The sequence below is a fragment of the Pontibacter oryzae genome (assembly GCF_003576375.1).
In the GTDB taxonomy this organism is placed as follows: domain Bacteria; phylum Bacteroidota; class Bacteroidia; order Cytophagales; family Hymenobacteraceae; genus Pontibacter; species Pontibacter oryzae.
In genome coordinates this window covers 715,848-741,977 of sequence record NZ_QWGE01000001.1, presented here as the reverse complement: position 1 = coordinate 741,977, position 26,130 = coordinate 715,848, and the positions used below count along the sequence as shown (strand labels likewise).

Annotated in this window: 24 protein-coding genes, 1 tRNA gene and 1 riboswitch; of the genes, 10 read left to right on the top strand and 15 right to left on the bottom strand. The window is 51.9% G+C overall.

The window, feature by feature from the left end; all coding sequences use genetic code 11:
- Nucleotides 1–62 precede the first annotated feature (62 nt).
- The gene (locus D1627_RS03030; protein ID WP_119430719.1) at nt 63–980 is read right to left on the bottom strand and encodes a class I SAM-dependent methyltransferase; all 918 of its coding nucleotides are present in this window, start codon (nt 978–980) and stop codon (nt 63–65) included.
- Nucleotides 981–1,064: 84 nt separating this feature from the next.
- Nucleotides 1,065–1,934 (bottom strand): DUF2911 domain-containing protein, encoded by an 870-nt coding sequence (locus tag D1627_RS03025; RefSeq protein WP_119430718.1) that lies wholly within the window; start codon nt 1,932–1,934, stop codon nt 1,065–1,067.
- Between the two features lie 163 nt (nt 1,935–2,097).
- Nucleotides 2,098–2,203: riboswitch (TPP riboswitch) on the top strand.
- An 81-nt stretch (nt 2,204–2,284) separates the two neighbouring features.
- On the opposite strand from D1627_RS03025, the gene D1627_RS03020 reads away from it, so the two are divergent.
- From D1627_RS03020 to D1627_RS03005, 4 genes are read left to right on the top strand one after another with little or no spacing between them, the layout of a single operon-like run.
- Entirely contained in the window at nt 2,285–3,010 is a 726-nt protein-coding gene (locus D1627_RS03020) for a class I SAM-dependent methyltransferase (protein ID WP_199688358.1), read from the top strand.
- A complete protein-coding gene (locus tag D1627_RS03015; RefSeq protein WP_119430717.1) occupies nt 3,010–4,074 on the top strand; it encodes an AIR synthase-related protein in 1,065 nt (354 codons plus the stop codon). The genes D1627_RS03020 and D1627_RS03015 overlap by 1 nt, the downstream gene beginning before the upstream one ends.
- Nucleotides 4,071–4,721 (top strand): thiamine phosphate synthase, encoded by a 651-nt coding sequence (locus D1627_RS03010; protein WP_119430716.1) that lies wholly within the window; start codon nt 4,071–4,073, stop codon nt 4,719–4,721. The genes D1627_RS03015 and D1627_RS03010 overlap by 4 nt, the downstream gene beginning before the upstream one ends.
- Nucleotides 4,718–4,984, top strand: coding sequence for a Trm112 family protein (locus tag D1627_RS03005; RefSeq protein ID WP_119430715.1), 267 nt, complete (start codon nt 4,718–4,720; stop codon nt 4,982–4,984). Before D1627_RS03010 ends, D1627_RS03005 begins: the two co-directional genes overlap by 4 nt.
- Before the next feature lie 67 nt (nt 4,985–5,051).
- On the opposite strand, the gene D1627_RS03000 is transcribed toward D1627_RS03005, so the two are convergent.
- The 8 genes from D1627_RS03000 to thpR form a co-directional block, all read right to left on the bottom strand.
- On the bottom strand, nt 5,052–6,872 hold the full coding sequence (locus tag D1627_RS03000) for an ABC transporter ATP-binding protein (RefSeq protein ID WP_119430714.1): 1,821 nt from the start codon (nt 6,870–6,872) through the stop codon (nt 5,052–5,054).
- Nucleotides 6,873–7,603: 731 nt separating this feature from the next.
- Nucleotides 7,604–9,079 (bottom strand): sodium:solute symporter, encoded by a 1,476-nt coding sequence (locus D1627_RS02995; protein WP_119430713.1) that lies wholly within the window; start codon nt 9,077–9,079, stop codon nt 7,604–7,606.
- A 78-nt stretch (nt 9,080–9,157) separates the two neighbouring features.
- On the bottom strand, nt 9,158–10,174 hold the full coding sequence (locus D1627_RS02990) for an MBL fold metallo-hydrolase (RefSeq protein WP_119430712.1): 1,017 nt from the start codon (nt 10,172–10,174) through the stop codon (nt 9,158–9,160).
- A gap of 135 nt (nt 10,175–10,309) precedes the next feature.
- On the bottom strand, nt 10,310–10,969 hold the full coding sequence (locus D1627_RS02985; protein ID WP_233555488.1) for a porin family protein: 660 nt from the start codon (nt 10,967–10,969) through the stop codon (nt 10,310–10,312).
- 89 nt (nt 10,970–11,058) lie between these two features.
- Nucleotides 11,059–12,900 (bottom strand): M61 family metallopeptidase, encoded by a 1,842-nt coding sequence (locus D1627_RS02980; RefSeq protein WP_119430711.1) that lies wholly within the window; start codon nt 12,898–12,900, stop codon nt 11,059–11,061.
- A 108-nt stretch (nt 12,901–13,008) separates the two neighbouring features.
- Nucleotides 13,009–13,668, bottom strand: coding sequence for a class I SAM-dependent methyltransferase (locus D1627_RS02975; RefSeq protein WP_119430710.1), 660 nt, complete (start codon nt 13,666–13,668; stop codon nt 13,009–13,011).
- Between the two features lie 30 nt (nt 13,669–13,698).
- Nucleotides 13,699–14,190, bottom strand: coding sequence for a CinA family protein (locus tag D1627_RS02970; RefSeq protein ID WP_119430709.1), 492 nt, complete (start codon nt 14,188–14,190; stop codon nt 13,699–13,701).
- A 58-nt stretch (nt 14,191–14,248) separates the two neighbouring features.
- A complete protein-coding gene (gene thpR / locus D1627_RS02965; protein ID WP_119430708.1) occupies nt 14,249–14,794 on the bottom strand; it encodes an RNA 2',3'-cyclic phosphodiesterase in 546 nt (181 codons plus the stop codon).
- Nucleotides 14,795–14,887: 93 nt separating this feature from the next.
- Here thpR and D1627_RS02960 point away from each other — a divergent pair, with 93 nt between their 5' ends.
- Nucleotides 14,888–15,607, top strand: coding sequence for a phosphatase PAP2 family protein (locus D1627_RS02960; RefSeq protein ID WP_119430707.1), 720 nt, complete (start codon nt 14,888–14,890; stop codon nt 15,605–15,607).
- Nucleotides 15,608–15,717: 110 nt separating this feature from the next.
- Nucleotides 15,718–15,799 (top strand) — tRNA-Leu (locus tag D1627_RS02955).
- Between the two features lie 127 nt (nt 15,800–15,926).
- Here D1627_RS02955 and D1627_RS02950 read toward each other — a convergent pair.
- Genes D1627_RS02950 through D1627_RS02940 form a run of 3 tightly spaced genes read right to left on the bottom strand, consistent with a single transcriptional unit; the run spans nt 15,927 to nt 18,978 of the window.
- Entirely contained in the window at nt 15,927–17,564 is a 1,638-nt protein-coding gene (locus D1627_RS02950; RefSeq protein WP_119430706.1) for a glycosyltransferase family 39 protein, read from the bottom strand.
- A gap of 9 nt (nt 17,565–17,573) precedes the next feature.
- Nucleotides 17,574–18,230 (bottom strand): lipid-A-disaccharide synthase N-terminal domain-containing protein, encoded by a 657-nt coding sequence (locus D1627_RS02945; RefSeq protein WP_119430705.1) that lies wholly within the window; start codon nt 18,228–18,230, stop codon nt 17,574–17,576.
- Complete coding sequence (locus tag D1627_RS02940; protein WP_119430704.1) at nt 18,217–18,978, bottom strand: glycosyltransferase; 762 nt, start codon at nt 18,976–18,978, stop codon at nt 18,217–18,219. Before D1627_RS02940 ends, D1627_RS02945 begins: the two co-directional genes overlap by 14 nt.
- A 100-nt stretch (nt 18,979–19,078) precedes the next feature.
- On the opposite strand from D1627_RS02940, the gene D1627_RS02935 reads away from it, so the two are divergent.
- Complete coding sequence (locus D1627_RS02935; RefSeq protein ID WP_119430703.1) at nt 19,079–19,774, top strand: phosphatase PAP2 family protein; 696 nt, start codon at nt 19,079–19,081, stop codon at nt 19,772–19,774.
- On the opposite strand, the gene D1627_RS02930 is transcribed toward D1627_RS02935, so the two are convergent.
- Nucleotides 19,775–20,827, bottom strand: a complete 1,053-nt coding sequence (locus tag D1627_RS02930; RefSeq protein ID WP_119430702.1) for an NAD-dependent epimerase/dehydratase family protein — start codon at nt 20,825–20,827, stop codon at nt 19,775–19,777.
- 185 nt (nt 20,828–21,012) lie between these two features.
- Between D1627_RS02930 and D1627_RS02925 the strand changes: the two genes are divergently transcribed.
- Together D1627_RS02925 and D1627_RS02920 are read left to right on the top strand one after the other, a co-directional pair.
- Entirely contained in the window at nt 21,013–21,693 is a 681-nt protein-coding gene (locus D1627_RS02925) for a response regulator transcription factor (protein WP_119430701.1), read from the top strand.
- The gene (locus tag D1627_RS02920; protein WP_158607137.1) at nt 21,690–22,922 is read left to right on the top strand and encodes a sensor histidine kinase; all 1,233 of its coding nucleotides are present in this window, start codon (nt 21,690–21,692) and stop codon (nt 22,920–22,922) included. The genes D1627_RS02925 and D1627_RS02920 overlap by 4 nt, the downstream gene beginning before the upstream one ends.
- On the opposite strand, the gene D1627_RS02915 is transcribed toward D1627_RS02920, so the two are convergent.
- A complete protein-coding gene (locus D1627_RS02915) occupies nt 22,919–23,125 on the bottom strand; it encodes a zinc ribbon domain-containing protein (RefSeq protein WP_119430699.1) in 207 nt (68 codons plus the stop codon). The genes D1627_RS02920 and D1627_RS02915 overlap by 4 nt on opposite strands.
- Nucleotides 23,126–23,236: 111 nt before the next feature.
- Here D1627_RS02915 and D1627_RS02910 point away from each other — a divergent pair, with 111 nt between their 5' ends.
- Nucleotides 23,237–26,110, top strand: a complete 2,874-nt coding sequence (locus tag D1627_RS02910; RefSeq protein WP_119430698.1) for a tetratricopeptide repeat protein — start codon at nt 23,237–23,239, stop codon at nt 26,108–26,110.
- Nucleotides 26,111–26,130: the final 20 nt, after the last annotated feature.

Sequence of the window (26,130 nt, the reverse complement as noted above, 5' to 3'; positions counted from 1 at the left end):
AGCTAGCGAGTACAGCCCAGTATTAACCAAAAACGCAAGTATAAGGCCAGCCCGCAAACCAGCTATATGCGCGGTTTCTGCGCCGCCACAATATACACCAAACTCCCCCCCGCCGATACATACTCCTCGTTCTGAAGTTTTTCCTTCAGCATGATTTTATTGTAGAGCAGCTTTTGCCAGTATGCATCAAACTTAGACTTATCGCCGCCGCCGGCCATAAAGTAGTTCAGGTTGTCCTGGTAGTCGTAGCCCATGGCCTCGCTCTCGATCCATTGCAGCATTTGCTCCACGCGCAGCATTTTCTCCTGCGTGTCGTAAGGCGGGATGATGGAAAGCGCCTTGTCCGAAATCCATACTTTAATATCCTGTAAGCCAGCTTTCAAAAAGAGGTCGGGCATGACGTCGCCCAGTGAGTTGAAGCCCTCGCCGAGTTGTTTCTTGCCTTTCTCGATGCGCAGCTTCACTTCCAGCACCTCCAGCATGGCTTCCACATTGTAATCGGTTTCGCCGTAGCGGTCAAACATCAGGTTGGGCACCAGGTTGTTAGGTTCTAGGGCAACCACCCAGCCTCCAGGCTTAGTCACCCGGATCATCTCCTGTATCACACGCTGCGGGTTTTTCACGTGGATCAGGAGCGTTTGGCAGAGCGTAACGTCGGCAATGTTATCTGGCAGCGGAATCTCATCGGCGTTGCCCACCTTAAAAGTATAATCGATGTTGGTGTGCCCGAACTCGCTTTGCGCGCGTTGCTTGGCCTCTGCAATATAGCCCGGTTCGTAATCTACGCCGTATACTTTGCCACCGGCAGGCATATACTTCGAAAACTTAAAGCCCATCATGCCCTTGCCGCAGCCAATATCAACCAGCGTTTGAGTATAACGGATGTACAGGCGCTCTGCCAGTAGTTCCAGGTAGTCCTCGTTCCACCAATACTCGCGGGCCGGGCCCAGGTGCTCTTCCGAATGCTGCTTATCTTCCAACTCTTTTCTCGTTTAAAGTGCCACAAAAAAGCCTCCGAAGTATACGTCCGGAGGCTTCTTTATACGGTAAAAGCAAAGGTAGCTTTATTTCATCTTTTTCCAGTCGGCAATCGCCTTTTCGTTCAGGCGCACATAATCGTCGTTGTTTGCGGCTTTGGCCATTTCCATCGATTTTTCAGCGGTTTTAATGGCAGCCTTGTAGTTTTTCATCTTTGCCTCGATCTTGGCCTGTGCGTGCACATTCCAGAACTTGGCGTCGGTGGCGTTGGCCTTCTTCATCCACTCGTGCGCCTGCTTCAGGTCACGGTTGGTTTCGAGGTAATAGTTGGCAGCGGCAGCATATAGGCCCGGGTTCACGTCCGTGCCGTTAATTACCTGCTGTTGTATCTGGCTCATAACTTTGCTATCCACGTCAGTTTTCACCGTGAACGGCACAATCATATCTGCCCAAAGGATTTCCACATCCATAGCATCAGCTTTCAGGTTTGTGAAGTTGATGGTAAAGGACTCTACATTGCGTGTATTTTGCTGTGGTGTAGCCTTAAAGCGCACAAGGTCCTCGGCTGGGTTATAGTCTTTTCCGCCATCGCCCCAGTGCTTGGTGTTTTTGTGGATGATGATGGTCCACTCGCTTTTGCCCGGAATTGTGTACAAAGCATACTCGCCGGCAGGTACTTTGTTGCCTGCGATGGTTACATCGTCAGAGAATTTAATCTTGGTGGAAGCGTTTGCACCAGTTCTCCATACTTTGTCGTAAGGCACCAAGTCGCCGAACACGGTACGGCCTTTAACCGACGGGCGCGAGTACTCCACGGAAACAGTGGCAAGACCAACGGCCTGTTCAACTTTTTGAGACGGGCTTGGAGCTGGCATTTTAATGCCCTGTGCCTGAAGTGCTCCCGCGCTAAGCATAAGTGCTGCCGAAAGTGCAAATCTGATAAACGTTTTCTTCATGATATAACTTTAAGTGTATGCTTATTTGAAAGTAATATTACAAAATATCCTTGATTTTAGCCAGAGGCTTTTGCCAGCGAGCCATCACTCTGCCAACAGGCAGGCAAGTGTAATGTTTAGCCTGCGCCAAGGTTAGCTTTTTAATAATTTTTTATACCTTAGCAAACAGTACTCGGGGTGCTTTAAGACCGACGCGGTTTTAAGGCTGAGATAATACCCGCAACCTGATCTGGATAATGCCAGGGTAGGAAATGTATCGTATCTGTTTGGCGCCGCCCACCTGGGCGTGGCCCTTTCATTCCTATCTGCTTTATCAGTCAGGCTATTTTAAACCTTTTAAAATACCTGCTGTGAGCAATCTGCAAAAACAAAAATTCGACATTGTAACCCAGGATCTGCGCCAATGGCAGGGCCGCCAGGAGTGGTTCTTCAACCGCGACCACACCGATACCTATGAGCTTTGGTATGAAGGCCGCTACAAGCGGGCCGAAGTATGGCAAAAGAAGGTGATCGGCGATCTGATCAAGAAAGACACGCGCGTAAAAACCTTGCTGGAGTTTGGCTGCGGCACCACCCGCTTCACGCGCTGGTGGAAAGAGATTGGGGTAGAGGCAAGCGGCGGCGATATCTCCCCGTTTATGCTGGGGCAGGGCGTGCACCTGTTCGATGGCGACCTTGTGCTGGCCGACTCGCACCACATGCCGTTCAAAGACCATACCTTCGACGCCCTGGCCTTCATCACCACCTTTGAGTATTACAAAGACCCTGTAAAAGTGATCCGGGAGGCGGTGCGTGTGGGCAAGTATGGCATTGTGTTCGGCATGATGAACCGCAACTCGCCAAAGGTGGCGCGGCGGCGCATTCAGGAGATGTTCGGCAAGAACCCGTTTTATGTAACAGCCACATTCTATACTCCCAAAAAGCTGATGGCCGTAATTGCGGAGGCTCTGAAAGGCCGCGATTATACTATAACCTGGACGGCGACGGGCCTGCCGGAGTGGTTCCCGGTGCAGCAGTGGCACCAGCCCTACGGAGATTTCTTTGGGATGCATGTACGCTTAAACGATGTGAAATAATGAGCGCATTTGATAATAACTCCGGCAAACTGACGGGCGCAACTTTTAAAGAGGTGCTGCTGCCCCAGCACGGCGCCATACGGGAGGAAGTGCTGGTAGGGCCACAGTTTGGCGTGGACACAGCCGTGATCGACTTAGGAAATAACCTGGGCATGGCCATATCCAGCGACCCGCTCTCGCTTATCCCTTCCATAGGCCTGAAAGAATCGGCCTGGCTGTCGGTGCACCTGCTCGTAAACGATATGGCATCCACCGGCTTTGCACCCATGTATGGGCAGTTTGTCCTGAACCTGCCGCCAACACTCTCGCTGGAAGCGTTCCGTGAATACTGGTTCTACATCCACCAGTTTTGCCAGGATACGGGCGTAGCCATCACGGGCGGCCATACCGGGCAGATCGAGGGGCAAAACTCCACCATCTCGGGTGGCGGAACCATGTTCCTGACAGCGCCCTTAGACCAAATCCTGACAAGCAATAAAGCCGAGCCTGGCGATATACTTGTCGTTACCAAGGAAACGGCGCTGGTTTCAACAGCCATTCTGGCCATGAGTTTCCCGGAAACGGTGAAGCAAAAGCTTGGCAAGGAAGTATGGGAACAGGGCTGCGCAAACTTTTACCGCACCTCCTCGCTGGCCGATGCGCTAGCAGCCCGCGAAATACTAGCACCCAATACGGCGCTCAAAGCCATGCACGACGTAACAGAGGGCGGCGTGATAGGCGCCATCTGCGAAATGGCGAATGCTTCCAGTTGCGGCTTTAGGGTTGATAACGACGCACTGCCCACCGGCGAAGCGCAGTTGCAAATTGCCAGCCTGTTTGGCATAGACCATCGGTTCAGCGTTGGGGCCGGTTCTATGGTTATGGCCGTTAAGCCCGGCAACGAGCAGGAACTGATTAGCCACCTGCATGCAAAAGGTATCAAAGCAACCGTAGTAGGAGAGCTGACTGCACAAACAGAGGGCTTCCGGATCATAGAAAACGGGGAGGAAAAGCCGCTTGTATTCGATGGCAAGGACCCGTACTGGACTGCCTTTTTCAAAGCGTTTAAAGCTGGCTGGAAATGATCGCGAAGTATAACATAACAGGCGGTGTATACTTGGTAGTGGACCCCGCCATGGAGCAAGCCGAGCTGTTCGCCAAAGTAGCGGATGCGCTGGCAGGCGGCGTACGGGTGCTGCAAGTATGGAACAACTGGCCAACTCATTTCAGGCATTCCGATAAAGTAAACTTTCTGTCTGATTTAGTACGACTGGCCGCATCATACTTTGTTCCGGTGCTGATAAACGAGGAATGGGAGCTGCTAAAGTATACCGCGCTGGCCGGCGTGCACTTCGATAAAGTGCCTGAAAACTTCCCGGTGATAAAAGCACAGCTGGGCGAGGGTAAAATGTATGGCATAACCTGCAGCAATAACCTGGAGGTGATCCAATGGGCCAGCCAAAACCAGCTTGATTATGTGTCCTTCTGCTCCATTTTCCCGTCGGCTTCGGCGGGCGCCTGCGAGTTGGTTAAACCCGAAACCATAAAGGAAGCACGTAAGCTTACAAGTATGCCTTTCTTCCTATCAGGAGGTATCACCACAGAAAATATGGCCAGCCTGAAAGGGTTGGAATTTAATGGCGTAGCGGTTATTTCCGGCATTCTGCAAGCCGATTCAGCACAAGTTTCCGCAGCCGCCTATCAACAAGCATTAGATAAGTATACCACATGAAAGATTCATTTTTAGATAAACTATGTTGCCCTGTGGATAAGCAGGAGCCTAAGTCGGAGGTGTTTAAGCGCCACGAAAACGGAGATATACTGGAAGGGTTGTTAACCTGCCCAAGTTGCCGCAGGTATTACCCCATTGTATATGGCGTACCGATCATGACGCCAGACGAATACCGCGAGAAAGCCTTGGAAGAGCCGATTCTGAAGAAATGGGGTCTCGCGCTGGAAAACTCTGAGGAGAAGGTGTTTCTGCTGGAACAGTAAGCTCTAAAGTATAAACCCTGCCACGAACGTTCGTGGCAGGGTTTATACTTTGATATCTAACAGGCAATTAGCTTAGCTCAAACTGCAGCTTAAGCAAGTTCGCGTACATGCCTTCGGGGTTCATGGAGAGTTGGTCATGCGAGCCTTCCTCCACAATCTCACCGTTTTCTATTACCAGAATCTTATCCACTTTGCGGATGGTTGCCAGGCGGTGCGCAATCACGATGGTGGTGCGGTCTTTCATCAGCTCGTCCATGGCTTGTTGCACCAGGTGCTCCGACTCAGAGTCAAGGGCGCTGGTTGCCTCATCAAGTATAAGTATGGCCGGGTTCTTAAGTATGGCGCGCGCTATGGCCACACGCTGGCGCTGCCCACCAGATAGCTTAATGCCGCGCTCACCCACCAGGGTATCCATACCTTCCGGGAAGGACATAATGAAATCGTAGGCGTTGGCTTTGCGGGCGGCTTCTATAATCTCGGTCTCGGTTGCTTCTGGTCGGCCGTAGGCAATATTCTCCCGGATGGTTCCGCCAAACAGCAGTACCTCCTGAGGCACAATGCCAATATTGCCGCGCAGCATGGTCATGTTCATGTCCCGGATATCGCGGCCATCCACTTCTATACTTCCGCCCTGCACATCGTAATAGCGCATCAACAACTGTATGATAGTAGATTTACCGGCACCGCTTGGGCCAACTAAAGCTACTTTCTCGCCAGCCTGCACACTAAAGTTAATGTTGCCGAGCACCTGTAAATCGGGGCGGGTTGGGTAGGAGAAAGCTACTTGGTTATAAGCGATGTTGCCGGTTACGCGCGGTATTTCGCTCAACGCTTTTACGCCTTTGTCGGTTGGTTCTTCCTGCTCCTGCAGTATTTCCAGAATGCGTTCCGTGGCTCCTAAGGCAGACTGCACCTTGCCGTAAATCTCTCCTAAACCACCTACAGAGGCACCAATAAACACAGTGTAAAGCACAAAGGATATCAGGCTGCCGCCATCAATATCGCCGTTGGCTACCAGAGTGGCTCCGTACCAGATAACAAGTATAATGCCTCCGAAAAGGCCGATAATGATGAACGTAATGAAAGCTCCACGATAGTATGCGGCGGAAAGTGCTGTTTTAACGGCTTTGCCCAGCGTAGTTTGGTAGCGGGCTACCTCAAACATCTCGTTGGTAAACGCCTTTACTGTGTTAATGGCTTGCAGCGTTTCCTCCACAATCACGTTGGTGTTTGCCAGTTCGTCCTGTGTTTTCTTGGAGAGCGTCTTTATGCGGCGGCCAAAAACCAGCGCTAGGGCCACCAGCACCGGAAAAGTAGCCAGCATAAACAGCGATAGCTTGATGGAGGTCCACATAATGATGATGACGCCTACCAGCAGGGTAGTGGTTTGGCGAAACAGCTCTGCCAGCGTAATGGACATGGCATCCTGCACCTGAGCTACATCGGTGGTTATCCGGCTTGTTATCTCACCCACGCGGCGCTTCTCGTAAAAGGAAATCGGGAGTTGCACAAACTTGCTGTACAGGTCGCGGCGTATGTCGGCCACGGCGTTTTCGCTGACCTGCGCAAAAAAGTACACCCTAAAAAATGAAAAAATCCCCTGTAGTAATATCACCACAAACAAGCCCATGGCTATCATGTTGATGTCTTGTAGCAGGCCGCTTGGGTTGCCGGTAGAGGAGTTAAAAAGCTTGCCTACCAAGTAGGGGAAAGCCATAAACGTGAGGCTGGAAAACACCAGAAACAATAGCCCGACGATGAATTTATACTTATAGGGAAGTACGTAGCCAAAAATCTGGAGGCCACGGCGAAAGCTCTCTTTGGTAATCTTCTTCTTGCCTTCTTTCTCCTGTTCGCCGCCGCTGAACCCGAATCCGCGTTTTGCCATTAATGATATGCTGCTTAAATGTTATTGTGGTTGCACCAGCTTGGCAAAGCCGGCTCGCCGTCTTGGGGTATGGCTGTATAACAGCTGCTTAGGCCGAATGATGCCACTGCCCCGCAAAATCTTACAAAGGTAAGCAATCTATGCCGAAAAAAGGCGATTGTGAATTTTCAAATCCGTGAAAACTGTAGTTTATACTTGTAATTCATGTTGGGCTATACTTGCTGGCTTTAGTTTATCCTCCAGACTTTCGTGCTGTTTTGTGTCATTGCTGGCTTTGGTGTCCTCTAGGCCGGGAGGCCGCGTCTTTGGGCATCGCGCGGTGTACATTTCCTGCCCTCGTGCCTCGGGCTGCCTCGCTTGCGCTCGTCACCGGAAATCTACAAGGCGCTCTTTTTCGAGGGCCCCTACCCCCACCCAAAGACTGGGATCATTTCGATAGTCATTGTTTTTGCAACTGTAACCGTCTTGTGGGGACAGGTCGCGACCTGTCCGTGCATTACCTCTGGCGCGAATCTCGGATTCGTGCCTCCCTATAAATGTTGAGTCTCCGGCTCCACTGGCCTGAAAGGCCAGAAACAGCAGGCGAAAAGCTTAACCATTTACAGCGTGTTCATCTGGCGCAAGTATGCAGCGAATAATCCTTTAAAGCCACAGATTTCAGTATGGCCACCGCATAAAAAAGGAGGCGCAGATGCTGCGCCTCCTTCAGTTGTATCGAAGTAAAGTATAAGTTATGCTGTTTGCTTCTGCGCCAGTTCCAATTCCCCGATCTTGCCTGATGATAAGGCCATAAGCCCGGCAAAAGTAAGGAAACCGTTCAGGATAAGCACCTCGAAGCCAAACTCGTAACCCCAGAACCAGTCTGCGGAGTTGTAGCTGATGATAAAGGTAAGCAGCGGCGCGATCATGCAGATGGCCGGCACATACTTGTCGCGCACGGCGCGTTTGGTGTAGAGGCCAAAGGTATAAAGGCCAAGCAGCGGGCCGTAGGTATAACCGGCCACTTTAAACACCGCCGTAATCACGTTTTCGTTGTTCAGAATATCAAAGGCGATGATCACGAGTACCATAACCACCGAGAAGCCAGCGTGCACGATATAGCGCAGGCGCACGCGCTCATGCTCGCTGCGGCCCTTAAAGTCCAGGAAGTCTACGCAGAAGGAGGTGGTGAGAGCCGTAAGCGCCGAGTCGGCGGAGGCGTAGGTTATGGCAATGATCCCAAGTATGAACACGATGCCCGAGAAGTATGTAAAGTGGTTCAGGGCCAGGAATGGAAACACGTCGTCGCCGCGCTCCGGCAACGGAATGCCTTTTGTTTGTGCGTAAATGTATAGCAGGGCGCCCAGGGCCAGGAACAGGATATTCACGAACACCAGAATTATGCTGAACCAGAACATGTTTTTCTGGGCCTCGCCGATGTTCTTGCAACTTAGGTTTTTCTGCATCATGTCCTGGTCAAGACCGGTCATCACGATGGCAATGAAAGCGCCGGAGAAGAACTGCTTCAGGAAGTACTTGCTATCCTTCACGTCCCAGAAAAACACCTGCGAGTAGTTGCTTTCCTTCACCGTGTCCACAATTCCCTGGAAGCCAAGGTTCAGCTCATCCGAGATCAGCCAGATGCTTGTGCCCACGGCCAGCAGCATGGCGGTTGTCTGGAAAGTATCGGTCCAGATAATGGTTTTCATACCGCCCCGGAAAGTGTATACCCAGATGAGGGCGATGGTGATAACTACGGAAACGGAGAAAGGCACACCCAGATCATCGAAAACGGCCAGTTGCAGCACACCGGCCACTAGAAACAGGCGAATAGCCGCGCCCAGCGTACGGGAAAGCAGGAAGAAGCCTGCCCCGGTTTTATAGGACCAATACCCGAAGCGCTGCTCCAGGTAAGTATAAATCGAGACCAGGTTCATGCGGTAGTACATTGGCATGAGCACGGTGGCTATAACAATGTAGCCCAGCAAATAGCCCAACACCAACTGCAAGTAGGAGAACTGCGCGGCAGCCACCATCCCCGGAATCGATACGAAGGTAACGCCTGATAGCGAGGTGCCGATCATACCGAAGGCCACCACATACCAAGGCGAGGCGCGGTTTGCCAGAAAAAATGTTTCAGAGTCAGTGTTCCGGCTGGTTAGATACGAGATGAATATCAGGATACAGAAGTAGGCTACAATCAAGCCAATGACAAGGGTAGGAGACATAATGTTTTGCGGTGGTTGGTAAGTGCTATGTTTGCGTATAGTTTACAAATATAGCAAAACCTGATTCCTATGCTAGTTTTAAGCAAAATCATGTAGTAACACCGGTTCGCCAATGGCCGGAATACGAAGGCCTTGCAAGGCCCCGGTGGCCGCAATCTGTTCCAGCAGGCGCACCGGCTCGCTCGCAGGCTCATCCGAGAGGTCGAAGGTGCCATAGTGCATCGGGATGAACATGCCGCCGCGCAAGTGGTTGTAGGCCTTTACGGCTTCGTGTGGGTTCATGTGGCTTTTGCTCATCAGAAAAGAAGGTTTGTAAGCGCCTACCGGCATTAGGCACACATCCATCGGGCCCAGCAAATCCTCTATCTCTGCAAAGTGCGGCGCAAAAGCCGAGTCGCCGGCAAAGTATAAAGCCATGGTTGGCGTCTTGATCACGAAGCTTCCCCAGAGCACTTTGTTCACGTCGGTTACGCCACGGCGGTGCCAGTGCGAGGCGGGCATAAAGTATACTTCGAGGTGGTCGGGCACCAAGTCATACTTCTGAAACCAGCCGGCCTCCTGGTAAGGCAGTTGCGGCTCAATGCCGCGCAGCAGGTTGCCGGCCTGCAGCGGTGCGAGCGCCTTTACCTGCGGGTTGCTGCTAAAAACAGTTTGGATTGATTTTTTATCGAGGTGATCGCGGTGGCCGTGCGAGAGCAGTATAAAATTAATGTTACGCAGCGCCTCTGGTTGGCAAGGCAGCCCGACTTTGCGCTTCATGAAGGAAATATCAAAGAAAGCAGGGTCGGTTAGAAAGGTGATGCCCTGCAGGCGTATGAAAAACGATGCGTGCCCGAGCCACACTACCATGTCCTTGTCGTCATGGATAAAATCGAGGCCTTGCTGCACGGGAGGCGTATAGGTATCCTGCTTCTTTTCCTGGCGCTGCGGGTTTTGAGTAAACTGCCACCGGATCACGTTGGTAAAGTCGGGGTTATAAAGCTCCTCGCCATTCGCAAACTGCCCTTTTATCGTTTTGTTTCCTTTATAACCGGGCTTGATCGTTGCTAGGCGATCGTTTTTTACATGGCGAATATGGTTGTTGCGCTGCTTCAAAGTTCGTATCGTTTTTTTATACTATAACAGACTTGCAAAGAAATAGGTTAAGCTGTTTTTACAAGCTTGTTCTAAAACCAAAAGCGCCTCCCCGATAACCGGGAAAGCGCTTTCAGATTAGTTTTTTATACTTGCTTAGTTCCAATACCCGTTGCGGCCGCCTAATCCTGGTGCAAATGGCGAGTAGTGGGGGTTGGAATAAGGCGATGCTCCATCAGTGTAGCGGATGCCGCCCGTTACCGAGAAGTTCTCTGTAATCTTGTAAGTAGCCCTGAAATCGGCTCCCATGCGGCCCGGACTGTTGAAACCAGCGTTAAACTGGTCTGCCGGAATGTTAGAGAAATCGCGCCAGATGTTGCCGCTCAAAATCAGTCGTTCGCTGGCAAGGTAATCAACGCCCACGCTGGCAATGTAGTGGTTACCGCCATTGTTACGGTACAACACAGTAGTGCCTTCCTGGCCAGCAACCGAGGTGCTGTAAGGTGTGGTGCGTATGTAGGCCAGGCTGGTAGTCAAGCGGAAGCGGTTGCTTACCTGATACCGAACCGACGGCTCTATAAAGCTAGCGCTGCCATACCCATTGCTGAAGCTAGCACCCATGTTCAGGCTATAACTTAGTTTTGGGCCCGTCCAGGCTGGTTTTTGTGCAGCTTCCTGTGGTGCCGATGCGGCTGGGGCTGCTACGGTGCTATCAGGTACTGGCGCTGCATCAAGGCTGGGCTTTACGCCCTGCGCCATGCTTTGCCCTGCGTAGAGCAAGGTGGCGGCAAGTATGAATCTGAATATGTTTTTCACGTGGAAATATCTGAAGTATAAATTCTTATACTAAGGTAAGGCCTGTATCGTTTAAAAGCAACTAGGTTAAAAACGGCCAGCGCCTGTATTTATTGCACGTTGCTGGTTTTACTGCCAAGCCAGGCCGCACGATAATTCTGCATTTCGGGCGTCAGCGTTTTGCCTATCTGCTCGTAAGGCACCACTTCCAGCGTTTGCGGCTCTTCCAGCACCAGCGTGGTGCTGCGCTCCTGGCCGTAACGGCTATAAGTTACCGGTACACTGTCGCCGGGTTTATGCTTACTCAGTACTTTCTGCAGGTCTTTTTCCTTTCTGATCTTTCGGCCATCCAGCGTAAGTATCACGTCTGCGCGGTCGAGGCCGGCTTTGTATGCGGCGGAGTTTACGTAGGTGCCATTCATGATCTCTGCACCGTCTTTTCCATACTTCCAGTAAACCATGCTGATAGCTGCCTGGCCCGGTTTAGCCTGGCGTAGCTCTAAGCCGGCTTTGGCCAGCAGCGGGGCGAAGTCGGGGAGGTTGCTGCCGAAAATAGTCTGGCTGAAAAACTGCTTTGCCCAAGCTGCATCGCCGCTCACTTCGGCCAAGGTTTCTTGCAGGTCGGCCATGGTGTAAGGTTTTTCGGGAGCGCCATACTTGCGCCACAGCGCCTGCATGTAATCATCTAAAGTTTTGTTGAATTGCTGGCGCAGCGCCATGTCCAGGGCAAGGCCTGTCATGCTGCCGTAAGTATAGTAAGAAATATAGGTGTTGTGGCGGTTTACAGGGTCCACGGAGCGGGCAGCATCTACGAAGGGTGCTTGGCGGCTCATCTCTATCAAGCTATGGTACTCGCGGCCCGGCGAGAGCAGCATGTAGTTCAGGTCGCCGGCCAGCCCGTCGGCATACTCCTTCAGGCTAAAAATGCCGGAACGTGCCATTGTCAGGTCGCCGTAATAGCTGGTGAAGCCCTCTGCCAGCCAAAGCGCCTCCGACATGTTCGCCTCCTGAAAGTTAAACGGCTCCAGCGATTTCGGGCGTATGCGCTCCACGTTCCAGGAATGGAAAAACTCATGCGATACCGTGTTCAGCAGCGGGTTCATGGCTGTGGCCGGCGGGCGAGAGCTGGTAAGTATGGTGGAGTTGCGGTGCTCCATGCCATCGCCGGAGGCCTGCGGCATGTAACAGCCTATAAACGTGTAGCGGCCAAAATCATAATCCGGCAACTGCCCAAACACGGCACGCTGCTCGGCCACGATCTTTTTGGTGCGTGCTACATACTCCTCGAATTGCTGCGGTGTGCCTTTGTGGTGCAGCGTAACCTGGATTTTTTTCTCCTTTCCGCCCTCGTTTATGGTCCACTCGGCAACGTCGAAGTTGCTGAGCTCGGTTGGGCTATCCATCAAATACTGAAAGTTAGGCGCAAAATAGGTGTTGCCCTGCTCTTGCCTGAGTTGCGTGGCCACTTTCCAGTTGCTGCCCTGCGGCATGTTAAAGGTAACGTAAGCGGGAGATTGTTCAAAGTCCCGGGCATACATCAGGGTGGCAGGCATGTTCAGGTGGGCGTGGGCTTCGTCTACCCCGGCGTAGGTGCCATCAGCGTGGTCAGCAAACAAGGTATAGCTTATGGTTACGGTGCCTTTAGGGGCGATCACATCCCACTCAGAGGTGTTCGGGCGATAAATTTGCAGCTGCTGTCCCTGCGCATTGGTGGCCCGCACGTCGTACACGTTTTTCGCGAACTCATGGATGGCATAGCGGCCCGGCGAGGTACGCGGCATCAGGACTTTTAGGGTATCGCCGGTGGCGCCGGAGAAGGTAACTTTTACCTCTGCCTCGTGGTGCACCGCATTCGGGAACGACAGCTCATACTTAACCTGCTGCTGTGCCAGCGCCGGTTGTAGCATCAGGCCAAGCGCTATCCCCAGCAGGCCGTAGAGTTTTATTTTCATTGGTTTAGTTTGTGTGGATCAATCGATAAATATAGCAATTGCAAACTAAGCGGGCAATGTTTGCCGCGCCTGGCAAGTATACTTTGCGAGGCTTGGGAAGTATAAATGTTAGCGCAGGGTTTTCCGGAAGGCCTTTGCCTGCACCATGCCACTGTAAAACGGCTCCGAGAAAATCTCCTGGAACCCCAAAGCCTGAAAGTGCCGGCCATACTTTGGGAAGCGCTGCGCCTTAACCCCGCTCATCACTCCAAAGAAAGTATACATGGCGCGCTCCAGCGCTTTTTGCCACCAGGGCATAGGTTGTTTTATAGGCCAGAAATCAGCGAAAAGCCATAAGCCGTTCGGGGCCAGCGCTTGAGAGAGCCGTGCCATCAGGCGGTGCAGCCGGAGCGGCGGGAAAAGATCAAGTAAAAAGGGCGTAAGTATAACCTCGAACTGCTCCTGTGGCAGCAGCGCCTGTTCGGTGCCTAACCGGAAATTCACGCGGCAACCGTGCGGCTGCTGGTAGTTGGTATACTTCTGCGTGGCGCGCTGCAGCATAGCCGGGGCGGCATCGAGGTATAATATGTCGAGTTGCTTGCCTGTGCTGAGGAGTTGGTCCAGCACCCAGCCGCTGCCGCCGCCAATAACCAAAACCCGCGCCTGCTGCGGCACTAGCGGGAGCAAGGCCAGCTGTGCTTTCTCCAAAGCATGGCCATAAACCAGCTTTTTTAGGGCATCGTAAAAAAAGGCTACACGTGTAAATCCGCTGTCGGGGAGCTGAGGCAAAGTATAGATCTGTTTGCTGCAAGATAGCGTTTAGCGGTCGTAATGCTGCTCCAGCACACCGTTAAGTTTTTGCAGGATGTACTCTACCAAGCTCTTGCGCACGCTTTCGGGGTTGCCCTCAAACACCTCCCGGAACTCCTCGGCCTTGCCGTCATAGAGAAAGGAAACGAACATGGTGCCTACGGGTTTTTCCTGGGTTTCGGAGCCGCCTGGGCCTGCCAATCCGGTGGTGGCAATGCAGATATCGGCATCCAGTTTTTTCTTCAGGCCCATCACCATCTCGTTGGTTACCTGCTGCGATTCAGCGGTATACAAGTCCAGGGTTTCCTGCTTTACCTTGAGCAGTTTTCTTTTGGCTTTGGGCTGGTATACTACAATGCTTCCCACCAGTACATCGCTGGCGCCTTTTGCCTTCGAAAACTCTGAGGCCAGCAGGCCAGCCGTACAACTCTCAGCAAAAGCCACTGTCAGTCCTTTGTCCTTAAGACCCATTACCAGCTCGGTAAGCTCAGTTTGGTTCATAGTTTTGTGCGGTTAGTGTAAACAGTGCTTATCTTACTGCATTTGCCAACGGCAGGTTTTATGCTAAGGCATATGAATTGAGTATGGAATAAGTTGGGTGCGGCGAGCCAAGCACCGACTGCCAGAGCGATATCTCTTGAACAGGCAAGTATAGCGGCTCATCTTCTGATATCGTTGGCAGGTTTTGTGGAGCTTTTTGGTCTTTTCGGAAGCGCGCCAACGTAACGTGCGGAATCGATTTTTGCGTTTTCGGGGGATGTTCTGAGAGCGCACGTGTAAGATCCTGGCTAAGTGCCTCAAAAGCGGGGTGCGCGGCAAAGCGTGCCCAGATCAGGCGCGGGTGCTTTGGCTTTGGCCCCGGCTCGGTCTGCTCAAACGTTAGTGTAAAGCTTGCATGTTTTTTAGCGATCAGCGCGGTTTGCTGCTGGATGTGGGCAAGTTGCTGCCTGGGCACATTGCCGATAAAGTATAGCGTGAGGTGCAGGTTTTGGCGGGGCAATACCCGAATGTTGGGGTGGCTATAATGCTGCAGCTGCCCTTCGAGCAAATCCTTTAAGGAAGAAGGCAAAGTGGCGGCCACAAACAACCTGATACCGTCTTTCATAGTTCTTAATATATTCAAAAAAAGATTTTACGCGTAAGTACATGGCTACACGCTGCCTGTTTTAGCATAGTACCTAAACGATTCTAAACTGATATGATCCGAAGTTTCTATAAAAGAATAATGGCCTCGGCGGCCCTCTTTACCGTCGAGCTGATTTTTGTGTGGCTGCTTTTCCTGGTCTGCATCATTGGCTTTCTGTATATTGGTGCTGAGGTAGCGGAGGGCGAAACCGTGGGGCTGGATGAGGCCGCCTTTGACTTAGCTGCCAGTGTCGGCAACCCATATATGGATGCCTTTATCAAGTTTATTACCTTTTTTGCGTCGCGGCAGTTTCTCACGCCTACAGCCCTGATTCTGGTTGCCTATTTTCTGTTTGTGCGCAAACACCGCTGGAACTCGCTAAAAGTACCGGTTGTGGCGCTGGGCAGCATTTCGCTAAACCTGGTGCTGAAGTACTTCTTTGACCGGCAGCGGCCCATGGCTCCCTTGGTAGAGGCATCGGGCCTGAGCTTCCCGAGCGGGCATAGTATGGTGGCGGCATCGTTTTACGGCCTCCTGATTTACTTGGTATGGCACAACATTAAAAACGTACATCTCCGGAATACGCTGGTTGGCTTGCTTGTCATATTTGTAGTGCTGATTGGTTTTAGCCGAATTTACCTGCGCGTGCATTATGCCACAGATGTATTGGCTGGCTTTGCTGCTGGTTTTCTGTGGGTTATTATTGGCATAACAACCCTGCGCCGCCTCGAACGGTTTTCGGGCAAAGAGATTACTCCAATTGTGCTGGATGAGCGCGAAGAGGAAGAATAATTTTTTGTCAGGCGGGTATTGCATTTCATAAAATAGCTATTACTTTTGCAGTCCCAATCAACACAAAGGGTTAAAGGGTTTTGGGATGTTATATTGATATAGTGACATAAGCGCAAGTGGCGAAATTGGTAGACGCGCTGTCTTCAGGCGGCAGTTCCGCAAGGTGTGAAGGTTCGAGTCCTTTCTTGCGCACACTAAATCATAAAAAGGCTGATCTTCGGATCAGCCTTTTTTGTTTTTCGGCCATTCGGGTGGTTTGTTATACTTTAACTACTTGCCTTTGCTAACTCACTTGCGCAAACAAACGCTAGCGCCAGCCTCAAAAGTATACCGTCCAACTGCCCCATTTCTCCTGGTTTTTATAACGCGCTAAAATCCACTTCCGCTCCACCGGCAATTCGTGTTTAATAAGCATGACCGTAGGCTGCTGCCTTATCAGGTTGTGGAGCCTTTCTACGTCTTCGGGCTGCTGCATCTGCAAAAGCTGCTCCCGCCACTGTTCATCGCGCTCAAACTGAATCTCGCGGTTAAGATCGTCGTTATCGTCCTGCACCGAGATAATGTCTTTATTCAGCTCAAACGGCAGCGATGGCAACAGCCTATTGTACACCACTATAGTCCGCTGCTCCAGGTGGTTTGCCTTAATGATTTGGGCTAGGGGCCTGCTGCCATTGGTAAACTGCGGGTTGCTGCCCATCAGGTGCGTGGAGTAAGGCAAGAGCAGCAGGGTAAACAGGAGGGCGCTGTACAGCAGTTTTTGCTGTGAAGGCAGCGGCCGCTGCCAAAGTATAAAAAGGCCGCCTAGCATCAGTACCGGAAAAATCAGCACCCAAAGTGGCAGGGCAACACCAACCGGTAACAGCGGGGCAAGCAGCAAAGCCAGCGCCAGCACCGCAAGGAAGATAATGCTGCCGCTTACAATTTTGCGCATCACCGCTTCGGGCAAGGCAAAGAGCAACCAGGCGGTTAGTAGCGCCTGCCCAGCAAAAAGCGGTAAAATATAAAGTATGAGTTTGGAGCCTGAAAAGGAGAAAAACACCAGCGGCACCAGCACCCAAAGTATAAATAGGCGCTTAAGCGGTACAGGCAGTTCTTTTAACTTCTTTTTTTTGATAAAAAGTATGGCCGACCAGGGCAAACTGAGCACAGGCGCAAGCACCAGGTAAAACCACCAGGGCTTGGAACGGCCAAAGGTTTCCGGGTTGGCATAGCGCTGGACGGTATGCTTAAACAGAAAGTAATCCACGAACTGCGGGTCCTGCCGCATTAAGTATACATACCAGGAGCCACCCAACACCAGGAATAGCAGCATGGCCGGAAGATGGTGCCACACCGATTTCTTAACTTGCACCGAAGCATAAGCGCCGCCTACACCTACTGCCACCAGCACCGGGAAAATGAGGCCAACCGGCCCTTTGGTAAGAAAAGCCAGTGCCAGCAAAAAGTAAAACAAGTATAGCCACAAGGCTTTTGCATCAGTTTTATACTTTAGCCAGGCCCAGATAGCCGCCAACTCAAAGGTGGTAAGAAACGAGTCGGTGGTGAGGTTGCGCGCGGCCAGCAGCACAGCTGGTATGGTGAGGTAAACGATGGCTGCCGTAAGCGCGTGTCGCTTATCCCGGAAAAGTAACCCCCCGATCAGGTAAACCAGCCATACTTGCAGCACCAGGGATATTTGTAGGAAGAAGCGTGCCCCAAAGGCATTCGGCCCAAAAAGCTGCATACCCAGCGCTGTAATGTTATAGGTAAGCGGTGGCTTATGGAAGTGCTGTATGCCTAGTAGGCGCGGATGCAGCCACTGGCCGCTTTGCCACATTTCGCGACTGATCTCGGCGTAACGGGCTTCGCTGGTTTCAACAACGCCCCATCCTCCTAAATTGTAGAGCAAAAGCAAAAACAGGATCAGCAGCAGACTATAAAAAAAACGATTGCTGTGCAGGGTGTCAGGGTGCAACATCGGGTGCTGTTAGTTGGAGGTAGAGGGTTGTTGGGCCAGACGCTGCTCACGGAGCCCGATGATAAAGTTTCTGCTATAGGCCACCACGCCAAAAATCTGCCCCAAAAAGAGCACCGGGTCCAGGCGCAGCACGGCATAAGATATAATCATGAGGCTGCCCAGCAAACTGATAACCCAGAAACTTATTGGAATAACAGACTCACCCAAACGCTCAGAATAATACCACTGGTATACAAACCTTAACGTGAAAATTACCTGCCCGGCACCGCCCCAGGCTATCAGCACGCCTGATATTTTGCTGTGCTCCATTATGTAACTGAAGCTGTAGTGCTCACTCCAAATTAGCCAGACAAGGGCAGCAAACGGAAAAACCAGTGCACCCCAACGCACCGGGGCAGCCAGATCATCCCAAACGTTTTTTAGCTTGATGTTGCGGATGTAAATAAAGTATGAAATTAACTGGCCACCAACAATTACAATGTCGTGGCGCAAGGCACCATACACCATCAGCAGGATAGAGGCGATCATACTTGTGGTCCAGAATGAGGCAGGCGAAAGTATCTTCCCTGCCCGCTCAGAGGTAATCCACTGGATCAGGATACGTGCCGAAAACAGGAGTTGCGCAAGCAGGCCCACCCCGTAAATGAGCATCTCAGATATGTCCATTGGTTACAGGTTGGTTCTCAAACTCTTCTGCTATCGCATACTTTATGTAGCGCTTGCGCATCCATCGGAATGCAAACGTATCGTTTAGCGGGCCCCATAAGCGGTTAAACAGGTGATACTTGGAGTAGCCCGCAAAACGCTCGAAGTGCTGCACCGGCAACTGCTTTACCTTACCGCCCTGCAACTGTATCAGGGCCGGCAGGAAGCGGTGCATGCCATCAAAAAAGGGCACACGCTTGGCATAGGCGGCATCCATGATCTTGAGCGGGCAGCCTGTGTCCTGAATGCCGTCGTTGATCATGTAGCGGCGGAACCCGTTGGCTATTTTAGAGGAGATTTTCTTGATGAACGTATCCTTGCGTTTGGCCCGGATGCCGATAACCATCTCGTGCTGCGGCAAATGCTCCAGCAGCAGCATAAAGTCGAGCGGCGAGGTTTGCAGGTCGGAGTCGATGTAGCCGATATGGCTTGTCCGGCAGTGGTCTATACCTGCCTTGATGGCAGTGCTCAGGCCGTGATTGCGGTCCAGGGAAATGTAGCTGTAGCCCCCATATTTCTGGCAGATTTCACGGATCTGGGGCAGGCTGCTGTCCGTGGAGCCATCGTTGATAAAGAGCACCTGCGTAGGCACCGGCGACTCGGCCAGGAAGGCGTCCATCGCTTCCCGGAAACGCTGCAGACAACCTTCTTCGTTGTAAACCGGCACAAGCACTGTAAGCGTAATTGTCTGTAAACTAATATCAAGCATCTGCTTAATGGGCTTTATTTAAAGTATAAACTTCACTACAACCGCAGGCGAGCTAAAGTTACGCTTCAACACCAAGCTGCGGCAGTACGTATTTTCTGTGATGAAGCAAAAACTTACAGAACCATTTGCGCGCCTGCTCGGCTTGCTCTCTTTGGAGGTGTTGGCGCTTAGCGCAGCCTTGCTCGTCTGCTTGCTTCTGTTTCTGTTAATGACTTACCTGGTTTTCTCAGCCCGCGACAGCGCACTGGATACCAGCCTCTTCGCCTTCGCAGACCGCATTGCCTCACCCGGAATGACGCGGGTAATGCGCTTTATTTCTTTTTTTGCCTCCGTAGAGTACCTGTTAGTGGCACCGCCGCTGGTTGTGCTGGTTTTTAGCTTTTACCCTCGCTTGCGTTGGTTTGCGCTAAAAGTGCTTCTTATTTCCTTTTCTACTTCCATACTTAACCAGCTCATGAAGCGCTTCTTTGAGCGGCCCAGGCCGGCTTTTGCCTTGTTGGAGCAATCCGGAATGAGCTTTCCGAGTGGCCATGCCATGATCGGGGGCGCTTTTTACGGGTTGCTGATCTATATTATCTGGCGCACCGTGCACAACAATGTTTGGCGTTTGCTGCTTATCGTTTTCCTGGCCCTGCTTGTATTGCTAATCGGCCTGTGCCGGATATACCTGAAAGTGCACTATGCCACCGATGTACTTGCTGGCTATGCTATGGGCTTTTTATGGCTGCTGCTATCCGTTACGCTCTTGCGCCGACTGGAGCGGGCATACTTTTCGGGGCAAAAACGCCCAGCCTGATTAACCCTCCTGCAAAGCATGTACTTCGTTTATTTTATGGTACATCTTAAACCAATCTATAAATTTTGATAAGCCTTCACGCAAACTTGTTTGCGGCTTAAAGCCTGTTTCCAGCGCTAAGTCTTCCACATCAGCAAAAGTGGCCCGCACATCGCCGGGCTGTATAGGGTGCAGGTCCAGCTTTGCTTTGCGCTGCAGCAAACGCTCCAGTATAGCCACCGCCTCCATTAGTTGCTCGGGCTGGTTGTTGCCAATATTATAAAGCTTGTAAGGCGCTTTGCCGGTTGCAGGCTTAACGTCTAACAACTGCATTACGCCTTCCACCACATCATCCACATAAGTAAAATCGCGGAGCATATCGCCGTAGTTAAAAATGCGAATTGGCTTGCCCTCCACAATGGCCTTCGAGAAAATATAGTATGCCATATCAGGCCTGCCCCAAGGGCCATACACTGTAAAGAACCGCAAGCCTGTAATAGGCAGGCTGTAGAGGTGGGCATAGCTGTGCGCCATTACCTCATTAGCCTTTTTGGTGGCTGCGTAAAACGAGATCGGCTCATCGGTACGGTGGCTGGTGCTAAATGGTATATCTTGATTTAGGCCATACACCGAGCTGGACGAGGCAAACAGCAAATGTTTGATACGATTACGGCGGCAGCACTCAAGGATGTTGGCAAAGCCAACCAGGTTACTGGCAACATACTGCTCTGGGTGGTCTATGCTGTGGCGCACACCCGCCTGGGCTGCCAGGTTAATGACAATATCAAAAGCCTGGGCCTTAAAAAGTTGCTGCAGGGCAGGGGCGTCGGCCAGGTCCAGTTGAATAAAGTATGAACCGTGTAATGTGCTGTTGCTTAGGAGGGTATCATACTTAATTTCCTCCGTGTTGAAACCTTGTTCTTGCAGGCGCCTGAACTTTAATTTCGGGTCATAGTAATTGTTTAGCGCATCCAGGCCCACAGTGTGGTGGCCTGCACGCTGCAGCGCCAGCATCAGGTGGTGGCCGATAAAGCCTGCGCTGCCTGTTACAAGTATGCGAAACCGTTTTTTCATGCTCCCCGGATTAATGACTAGTTTTACAGTACGTATCTCTATGATGCAAAGTAAAGGTTAAGATATACCCCTGAGCATGGCGAAGGTAAGGGCAGAATCTGTAGACAATCTGTAGATTGACAGCTGCCTGGGTTGCAAGTGTATATTTTGTTTCTAGCTTAAGTGGTTACAAGTAATATTGGTGTATGAAATTATTGATAGTTGAGGATGAGCCGGTTTTGCTGGAGGAAGTAGAACACTACCTGGGGCAGCAGGGCTTTCTGTGCGAAAGCGCTCCGACATACCTACTCGCCGAAGACAAGGTATCCTTGTATGCCTACGATGTAGTGGTGCTGGACATAACCTTGCCAGACGGTAACGGTTTGCAACTGCTCCGTCAGCTGAAAAATCTGCACCCCGAAACAGGTGTTGTGATTATTTCTGCAAAAAACTCGCTGGATGACAAGCTGTCTGGGTTTGGCCTGGGGGCCGACGATTACCTGACCAAGCCTTTCCACATGGAAGAGTTGAATGCCCGCATCAATGCCCTCATCCGCCGCCGCGATTTCAAAGGTAGCGCTGTACTAACCTTTGAGGAACTGGAGGTGGATACAGAGGCCCATGAAGTAAGCGTGGCAGGGGAGAAATTGCAACTCACAAAGAAAGAATATGAGCTATTGCTATACTTCATCATCAACAAAAACCGGCTGCTTAGCCAGCGCTCTATTGCCGAGCACCTGTGGGGGGATGACTATGATATGGCCGATAACTATAACTTTGTGTATATGCACATCAAAAACCTGCGTCGGAAACTGGTTAGTACAGCTGGTACCGATTACATTACGACTGTGTATGGCATGGGCTATAAATGGACTGCCGCCTCATGAAGCTGCTCCACAAAACTACCCTGTTATACCTATTGGCTACAACTCTTATTCTAGTTGCAGCCGGGGTTACGCTCATGCTGGTGCTGCGCGGCCTGGTAGATGACGAGATAGACGAAGAGCTGCGCCTGCAGTATGACCTAATTGTAGAGCAGATAAGGGGAGGTGAACTGCCGAACGTGCCGCTTACCACCATCGCGCAGGTAAGCCAAGGGCCCACAGCAGAGCTCTTCGGAGATTCGCTGGTGTACGACAGGGTACAGCACCTGCACGAGGAGTATAAATACCTCCGTAAAACCAGCACCATTAACGGGCAGAATTACCAGATCATGGTGATGGATGCGCACGTAGGCTGGCAGGAGTTTTTCAGGACCATCTTTCTTGTTTTCCTGGTGATGGCTGCATCATTGGTGCTAGCGGGTGCAATTATCAATTATTTGGCGGCCCGAAGTATCTGGCGGCCCTTTTTTCAGAATTTAAATATACTTAAGCAGTTCTCCGTGAGCGCGCCGCAGCCGATGCAGTTGCAAAAATCCAGCATCCGTGAGTTTGAGGAACTTCGGGAAGTGCTGGAGGAAATGACGCACAAAAGCTGGCAGGAATTCTCCTCGCTTCGCGAGTTTACCGAGAACGCCTCCCACGAAACGCAAACCCCGCTGGCCATCATCCGCTCCAAGCTCGACCGCCTGAGCCAATACCCGGTTTCTGAGGAGATGGCTGAGCACATTGTGCATGCAAAATCGGGCGTAGACCGGCTCTCGCGCATGAACAAAAGCCTGCTGCTGCTAGCCAAGCTGGATAATAACGCCTTCACGGATAAGCAGGAACTAAACCTCTGTGAGAAACTGCAGGAGCAGGCCGGCCAGATGGAGGAGCTGTTTACGCTCCGGAACATAACCCTGGAACTAAGCTGTGAGCGGGTACGCATGCGTGCCAATACCTATCTCTGCGAGGTGCTGATCTCGAACCTGCTGGCCAATGCCGTGCACTATACCCCGGAGGGCGGCACTGTTTCGGGGGCGTTAACAAAGGATAAGCTAGTATTCCGCAATACAGGCCAACCCATCGGGCTGGACAGCGCACAATTGTTTAAGCGCTTCCGGAAAGGGCAGCAAAGCAACCATTCCACGGGCTTGGGCCTGGCCATTGTGCAGCAAATTTGCCAGGTGCATGGCTGGCGGGTGAATTATGGCTACCAAACTGGCTGGCACACGTTTACCATTAGCTTTTAAGTGAAAAGGTCGAACACATCGCCTAGTTGGCTGCTGCTGGCCTTGTAGATTTCGGTGTAAGTGCAGTTGGTGCAGGTTACAGTGGTAAAGCGCTTGTTCTGGATATCAAACAGCTTAGTAAGAAAGCCGCCGGTTGCCCTGAACTCATCCACCTCTGCGTGGGTGCCGCCGCACTTAGGGCAAGTATAGTTTATCTCGCGCATGGTTATACTTTATTGATTCTCAACTAAAGATAATGCCGGAAGGGTTTTATCAAAAGCCGGAAAGTCTTAAATTTAAATGGCGTAAGCTTTCCGTTTTTAATCACCCGTATTTTGATCTTCCGAAGAGCCATACTTGCTGCCTTTATACTTCTGGCTTCCAGCCTGTCAGCCCTTGCCCAGCATCCGGATGAGGTTACACTTGCCCGGCAGCGGCTGGAGAAAGAGCGTGCCGAGGTAGGGCGTTCCGAGCTTAGCCCGGCGCAGAAGGCAAACCGGCTACTAGAGCTTGGCGCCTGGCAGCAGGCCGAAAGTATACTTGCCCAGGCACTGGCCAACCCCGAAACCAACCTCGCCAAAGCCAGGCTTTACATGCTGCGCAACAACTTTGCCGCCGCCGAGGAGTTGGTAACCGAAGTGCTGAAAAGCACGCCTAACCACCGCGAGGCGCTTTTGCTGCGCAGCAAGCTGCAGGTGCAGGCCTGGCAGTTGCCGCAGGCACTAGCCACCGCGCAAGCGCTGCTCAAGCAAAACCCCCACGACGAGGCAGCCGCCCTAGCCCTTGGCCGTGTGCTGATGCTGCAGAAGAAGTATAACGAGGCCCTGGCTTGGGCAAACGACGTGCAGCAGTGGAACCCTAAGAATGCCGATGCCTGGCTGTTGGAATCCGATGTGCATTTCTGGAACCAGAAGCCCGAGCTGGCCGAGCAGCCGCTCATTAACAGCCTGACACTAAACCCTTTTAATGCGGATGCCCGCTTTAACTACGGCTATGCCATCTGGCGGCGCGTAGATGCCACACAACTAAACGCGATGGCTGCCCAATGGGAGCTGGCCCTGGCGCTGAACCCACTGCATTATGTAACGCACTGGCACTGGGGTAACGGCCACACCAACCTGACCTATGCCGACTATGCCCAAGCGGAAGATAAGGAAGTACGCAATGCCCTAAAGGCTGCTAACAAACTCCTCTCAGAAAATAAAATTACACAAGCCCTGCAGGCTGCGCAGCAGGTGCAGCAAAGCTATAAACATTCCGTGCTGCCGCAGATGCTACGCGGATCGGCCTACTACATGGCCTTCGAGATGGATCGCGGCACGCGCCTCGACTCGGCGCAGGCTATTTTTGAGCGCATCCTGCAGCAAAAGAAACACTACGGCCCGACTCATAATGCGCTTGCCGCCGTTATTAAGCAAAAGCAGCTCACCTACCTGCACAACTACGACTCGCTGCAGCAGGTGGTGCAGCAAACGGTTATCGCAGACCCTGTTAACTTTGCCAGGGTTTTCCCGGATGTGTCATACTACCCGGGCACGGAGGTGCAGCAAATGGTATGGTCGCAGCTGTATGAGAGTATCGTATACTTTCCGTTCTTGTCGAAGCAGGGCGAGAAGTTCGTGATACCGCCTTTGCACGTAGACTTGGCAGAGGCCATGGGCTCCAGCTACTTCCGGCAGGCAACCACTTTCGATAACCGCCAATGGATGGATATACGCGGTGTGGGAAGCGGTGCCGCGGCCATAGAGTATGTGGTGCGGGGCTCATACCTGGAGCGCAATGTTGTACTTCATGAGTACGTGCACCTGTTTCATGGCAGTGTTTTCACGGATGCCGAGAACCGCGCTGTGCGCAGGCTGTACCACCAAGCCATGCAGCAAGGCCGTACCCTGGATTATTACTCCGCCAACAACGAGCACGAGTATCTTGCCCAGACGTATCCGGCATACTTTGAGCCGGTAAAGGTGCATCCGCTTAATCATAAATCTGTAAACACCACCGCCGACCTGAAGGCCAAAGACCCTGAGCTTTATACTTTCCTGGATGCACTGGTGACGCGGCAGCGGGCCTACCTGGCTGGCGACAAGCAGGCAATGGCCAGCAACTGGGCACAAGTATACCTAAATCTGGCTGAGCGCGCGCTAAGGCAGCAAGAACCCGATAAAGCCAGTTTGTACCTTGACAGTGCCCTGGCCTGGGACAACAAGTATCAGCCGGCCCTATTGGCATACGTGCGGGTAAAACGGCAGCAACAGGATTACAAAGCCGCCAGAACCTGGCTGGAGCGCGCCCAAAGTATAAACCCTGATTACGCACCTGTGTATGTAGCAGAGGCCGGACTGCTGGAGGCCATGAAGCGCACCAAAAAGCTTAACGCGCATGATGCCCTGATGCAGCAAATAGCGCTGTACAAAAAGGCAAGTGAGCTGGAGGACGACCTCTTAATGCAGGCACGAACAAATGAGCATTTCAGGGAGTTTTTTGTGGATTACGGCATGGTGCCGGAGGCCATGGCTGTGGCCGAAGCCTACGTTGCCAATGCTCCAACCATCTCAACCTACCTCCGCGACCGCCGCGACGAGGCATTGGCTTACGCCAACTGGCTGAAAGGCACTACCCGGCCATCAGAGGAAGCGGTGCAGGAACTGGCAAGGCTCGTAGCCCTAAAGCCGCAGCAGTATACCTTGCGCAGGCAGTATGCAGAAGTACTGGCAAGCCAGGGAAACTACCAGAAAGCCTATGATGCGCTGGAGCAGGGGCAGCGTATTTTGCAGGCCTCCGGGGCCCCGCGCGCAGATTATATGGTGCGCATGGCAGCCTACCAACTGCAGCTAGGGCAAAAAGATCAGGCGGCAATTCTAGCAAAACCACTTCTGGACGGAAGTATAAACTTGCCTGCCCTGGAGCGTTACCTACTGATACCCGTATTAGCCCAGCTAGGACACGAAAAGCAAGCCAAAAGTATACTGGCTAAACTCCCTAAACCCGAAACAGTGGTACAACAGGCGCAAAACCTTACAGCAAAAGCACAATGGCTGGATGCCCGAGGCAAGCTGAACAGCGCGATTCAGGCTTACAAAAATTCACTGCTGCTTTACCCTTATCAACGTGCCGTAAGGCAGAGGCTAGTAGAGCTGCTCCAGAAAAAGAAGCGTACCCGAGAGGCTGATGACGTTAAACTTGCCGGCGAGCAGCTGGTTTACTCTTAATTTAATCATAACAATCTAAC